Origin of the sequence: Moritella viscosa, from assembly GCF_900120065.1 — a bacterium.
In the GTDB taxonomy this organism is placed as follows: domain Bacteria; phylum Pseudomonadota; class Gammaproteobacteria; order Enterobacterales; family Moritellaceae; genus Moritella; species Moritella viscosa.
The window spans coordinates 1-4,936 of sequence record NZ_FPLG01000141.1 but is presented as its reverse complement, the minus strand read 5'-3'; the positions used below and the strand labels follow the sequence as shown (position 1 = coordinate 4,936).

The 4,936-nt window shown below is 36.2% G+C and carries 4 protein-coding genes and 1 pseudogene; all 5 read right to left on the bottom strand.

Features of this window, described 5'->3' with window-relative positions:
• Positions 1-635: 635 nt before the first annotated feature.
• The 5 genes and pseudogenes from BT797_RS21635 to BT797_RS21610 all read right to left on the bottom strand — a co-directional run bounded on the left by BT797_RS21635 (position 636) and on the right by BT797_RS21610 (position 4,293).
• Positions 636-1,412, bottom strand: a complete 777-nt coding sequence (locus BT797_RS21635; protein WP_075473492.1) for a hypothetical protein — start codon at positions 1,410-1,412, stop codon at positions 636-638.
• Positions 1,409-1,975 (bottom strand): ComF family protein, encoded by a 567-nt coding sequence (locus BT797_RS21630; protein WP_075473491.1) that lies wholly within the window; start codon positions 1,973-1,975, stop codon positions 1,409-1,411. The genes BT797_RS21635 and BT797_RS21630 overlap by 4 nt, the downstream gene beginning before the upstream one ends.
• A gap of 852 nt (positions 1,976-2,827) precedes the next feature.
• Positions 2,828-3,277 carry an MbeB family mobilization protein gene (locus BT797_RS24775; RefSeq protein ID WP_075473489.1) on the bottom strand — a complete coding sequence of 150 codons (450 nt, stop codon included), beginning with the start codon at positions 3,275-3,277 and terminating at the stop codon, positions 2,828-2,830.
• A gap of 328 nt (positions 3,278-3,605) precedes the next feature.
• A pseudogene (locus BT797_RS24770) lies at positions 3,606-3,965 on the bottom strand (relaxase/mobilization nuclease domain-containing protein); the annotation flags it as partial.
• Entirely contained in the window at positions 3,943-4,293 is a 351-nt protein-coding gene (locus tag BT797_RS21610) for a plasmid mobilization protein (RefSeq protein ID WP_075473488.1), read from the bottom strand. The pseudogene BT797_RS24770 and the gene BT797_RS21610, both read right to left, overlap by 23 nt.
• Positions 4,294-4,936 lie beyond the last annotated feature (643 nt).

Here is a 4,936-nt window from a genome sequence, read left to right as displayed (position 1 = left end):
AAACCTTATTACCGTTAGGCCTACTCTCAACCTAGTGTAGTGAAGTTGAGTGCCGTATTACATCATTTAGGGTTTGTTTGTTCGCTGGCTACCATATCTGACAATCCTTGATTAGTAGCGGGATACTTCCATCTGTCCAAAACATCATGATTCCAAACAGATCTGAGAATACTTCTTGAAAATGCATTAATAAATGACTATTATTAACGGACTTCTGGTTCCACCCATTGAAGTGAAGTATTCGTAAAAAGCCAACTTTTCAGAGTTGGCTTTTTCGTATCTGGACAAAAGATTACGTCTAATTGGCTAAGATCTCAAGATCTTATCGCTACAACTCTCTGTAACACCCCATTTATTTTCCGATCACCGTAATAATTCATAGAAATAAGCCTTTCAGTCAAAAATAAACCGAAACATACTTTCCCTGTAATGGTGCAAAATTATCTATCCAGAATTGCGAGTTAAAAACGATTTAAAGGTGTCAAAATAGGCCTTAGAGAGTGGTTTTTGCTTGAGTAGTGAAATGGTATTGCGCATTATCACCTTTATGTTCAATAGGCCGCTCAGGGACGATTTTATCCCAAGATCTAAAAAGCCTCCAAGTTAGGAGGCCAATTTCAATGAACCACTACAAATCACCCTCTAACTGCACCATAACCTTTTGATGTAGCCTTAGATTTATATTTTTTAAATAACTCTAAAAACAACTCTTCCTTGAATTTAACACCTGTCACACTCCCTCTATACCCTACATCAAATGAATAATTAAGATCTAATGATTGGTATACCTTTTTGTCTTTTATTTCTTTAAAATCAATATATTGCTTTTCTATGAGATATTGATTTAACTCTCGGCTACTAGTAAATTTCCTAACACCTTTTACAAAAAGTTTTTCAACAAGCTCCGTTGCTGTATAGCCTATATTACCTCTATATATTTTCTCTATTATCTCAGGAGTCACTTGAGGTATTGGACTATTCGATTTAGATGAAAAGACTCTAACTTGTTTATCCTGCTCAATTGCTCTTAGTATATTTGTATAGCTTCCTTTACTTTCTTCATTCCAAACAACATAACTAATATCAGATTCATTAGTCATTTCTTTGTCTTTAAATGTTTGCTTTTTCCTCTCACTTTTAATAGAAAGATCTACTTCAACTTTGGTATATTCAAATCCAGTTACAATATTTCTTGGTTCATCATATATACCGTATACCATCACATCTACCAAACCGATTTTATTACAATATTCCTGCACTAAAAGATCAAAGCCATTAGCGTCTCCAACTATAATTCGATACGTATCTACTCCAATATCATTTTCTTTTTTAATCCCATCTAGACTCTTAATCACTCTACTAGGTATTGAATTTATTGATATTGAACCAGAGAAAAATATAGTCTTAATCATCGATGAACCCTCGTCTTAGTCAGCGTGACAACGTAGACATTGCTCACACCTCCCTTGTCACCCATTGTTTTAGTTATTTCTTTTAATGTACTACCAGATCGAAATAAATCATCGATCAGTAATACTTTTTTATTTCTATAAGTTGTCGTCACATCAAAAGCTCCACTTAACATTGACCGCCTCTCATCAACATCTTCGACTTCTTTTAATTGTGATGTATTTTTAACTTTGTTTATATAGTCTTCGTCATAAGGAATACCTAACTTTTCACTGACCAACTTACATACCTCATACACAGGTTGAATATCTCGAATTCGAGAGGCAGGAGTCGGTAATATGACGCTGATGTAAGGCGTAACCATTCGAGTTCGTAAAAAGTCACAGATACAATCAGCCAAATATTCAGTTTGAGAGTAATCTTGACTATATTTTAATTTGTATAAGGCGAGGCCTATATCTGAGTAAGTATTTTCAAACTTACCGTTGGGCAATTTAACACTGGATGTTGTATGTAAATCAAGTGCCCACCCAGCTTTCCAATTACCCACTATATTATAGCTCATAGCTTAACGTCCTAATTTTAGATTAGCCCTACTTGTACCTACATTTGGATAGCGTGTAAATCATAGTTTTGTTGATTATTACGATTTATCTCTCACGCGGTGGTAGCAGGTCGAACACTAAGACGTTTTATGATTGCGCATAACGCATGTTATGTAAGATTGATGCCTAAAGAATGGTTCGCTACGTGAAATCTAGCGAACTAACACCCACCAACAATTATTTTAGGCGCGTAGCTAACGCACCATCAAATATTCCAATAAGATATTTATTGCTGTTATTTAAACCCGATCATCTTTATTTTCAATAGACCGTTCAGGGACAATTTTATCCCAAGAGCTAAAAAAACCTCCTGTTGGAAGGCTAATTTGCAACACTATAAAAACTAAATTAGTTTCGGTAAGCATATAAGAGCAATTAAAATATATTCCATGTGTACTGGGGTTAACAAGCTAATTGCGATTATTACACTTGATACTGATTCAATCATTAAAACGCCTTAATATGAATTAAAGACGCTAGGCTAGCATTCACTAGTAGCTGTTTCAGCAACACAAAAGTGTTGTTGATTTCACAATTACAGCCACGTAGCTAACGCTCAAAACCGCCTCTCATTTTCAATTTTACCTTCTGCTGAGGTTTTATTTCCGCCTTACTAATTGCTTGCTCAAGTTCGACACTTGATCGCTCAAGTGATTTACTTGTTCGTTGAGTATCTTGTTTTCCTTCGAGGTAATTAAAAACATTTCTTCCAATCTTTTGTACGCGCTCTGAAAGTCTTGATGTTGCTTCTCGTGCTGTTCCTGTAAAATCTCGAATGCGTTCAAAAGCTGCTTTTCTAATTCGGTCATAATTTATTTCCACTTGATTACATACTTGTCCATTTCCGTCTGATATGTGTCTTGAATTACCGCCCCTTTCGGTAGCACTAGGTAGTTCACTCCGTCTGACGTGATCACTTTGACTTTGTATTTTTCTAATTCCTTCATCTTTTGATTCTGTTCGCTGATGACCACCAAATTCTTTTTTATTTGGTTCCCCTGATAATAAAGCACGCCCCAACTCACCAAAAGAAGGCTGATTAACATGACTGGAATCCAAAACCATGTCTTCAATATTAAGCATTTTAGACGCCGATTCTGTGCGTGGATAACGTCTTTCATTTTCAGTTCGCTTAATCTCAACTCCTTTTCTATAAACGCTTCGTGCTTGTTGAACTCGTTCTTTAATGTCTGCTTCGTATCGATCGCTTGCTGCTGTGATTTCTCCTCGAAGTTTTTCGCTAAATCGGAAATCTTGCTCATAAATATGTCCCTTTAATCTGATATTTCGCCCACCTTCTGGATCCGAAATTGAGATGCTTTTTGGGGTTTCTCTTGCTATATCGAAACCCTGCTCCTTTAAAATATTTTTAATATCATCCCTATTCTTAATTTTACCTGCATCCATCAAATTTAATAATCCATCTGTGATAGCTTCACAGGCATCTTTTTTTATAATCGGTAAATCTCGCGATGTGACTAACTCTCTTTTATTCTTTGGGTTGTCTGGATCATGTAAATCTAAAGCGCCATTAACAACTACTTTCCATGCGTTTATTCTCGGTTTATCCGCTCTATGGTAATAAGGCTGTAATCGTTTTCCTGTTTGAAGCTCTATGTTAGGCACGACAAAATTAAGCTCTAACCGCCCTTTATCTCGATGCTCTACCCACAAACAAGAATATTGATCTGCATCCAGTCCTGGTAATAATGCTTTTTCAAAGCTCGACATTAAATTATCTTTTGTTTTTCTATCTAAATCGGCTTCTGCAAAACTCAGTACTCCTGACGTATATTTTTTAGCGTAAGGACTGCTATCAATCAATTCTTCTATTTCTTTCGGGTTTCCACGATCAAGGGTAGCTCCTTCTCGATCACCATCTTTACCTAATAAATACTCTACTGGGCCACTACCTCCGCCAGATCCCCTAGCGTGTACTTTCACTATCATTTTTAATATCCTTTATTTCAGACTGAATGGCTGACAACACAGATAAAATATAAATATGATTGATTACATTTGATTTTGTTACATTGATTTGTCTCGCTATCTGATTGAGATTATTTCCCATTGCAGACAGTTGACGTAGTAAGGCGGGATCGACACTCGGTACTTTCTGTTTTCTTTTTGATGATGCTATACCAAGACAGCTTTCTCTCATCCACTCCGCCAAACGAGGCTTAGTGCTCTTTTGTTTTAACTCTAAATATTCATTTTCAGTCACTCGGATTTTTATTATCCGCTCTCTTTTTACATCAAGACCTGTTTTTTCATCCATTATTCATTTCCACATTTTGACTCATCAAAACTCGAGTTTGATTCTTTGTTCTTAAAGGGGTTAAGGGGAATTCATTCCCATTACCGGCTCACAGAATGTCCGATTGAGCGAAGCGAAAGAGGGCACTCTGTGTATGCTGGCTTAACTTAGTAATAACTTTACTATCGCGCTCTGAAATATACAAATACGTATGCTGTTTTCTGTCTAAATTTGAGAGATAGAAAACAATAAATATTACTAAGTAACATTTATTATAAAGATGGATTGGGTATTCATTTTTTATCTTTTCAACAATAGGCAAAGCCGTTATCTTTTTTCCTGCCTAACCTGTTTTTATTTTTAAATTGAATGGGTAATTTGATGATGTAAAAAGAGACCGAATATTTATGCACATTTAGGAAAAATTTTCCGCGCGCCTAAGTATTCATTACAATTGCATAGATCGAGGGTTTTATGAATATAGAAAGAAATGAAACAAGAGCCGCCACAGAGCATAGGGCAAACCCTTCAGCTACGCTGAACCCCTACCCAGACAGACTATAAAAAGTCGGAGAGTATCAGATTCATTCTACGTAATTACTGAGAGATATATCCACCTTCAGCTACACCCTACGCCCTCCCGTTGGAGCCTCAAAAGAGACTT

Bases quoted from the DNA above. Each gene is read 5' to 3' on its own strand.
- BT797_RS21630 (WP_075473491.1), bottom strand. From the start codon at position 1,975: ATGAGCTATAATATAGTGGGTAATTGGAAAGCTGGGTGGGCACTTGAT.
- BT797_RS21610 (WP_075473488.1), bottom strand. From the start codon at position 4,293: ATGGATGAAAAAACAGGTCTTGATGTAAAAAGAGAGCGGATAATAAAA.
- BT797_RS21635 (WP_075473492.1), bottom strand. From the start codon at position 1,412: ATGATTAAGACTATATTTTTCTCTGGTTCAATATCAATAAATTCAATA.
- BT797_RS24775 (WP_075473489.1), bottom strand. From the start codon at position 3,277: ATGAGCAAGATTTCCGATTTAGCGAAAAACTTCGAGGAGAAATCACAG.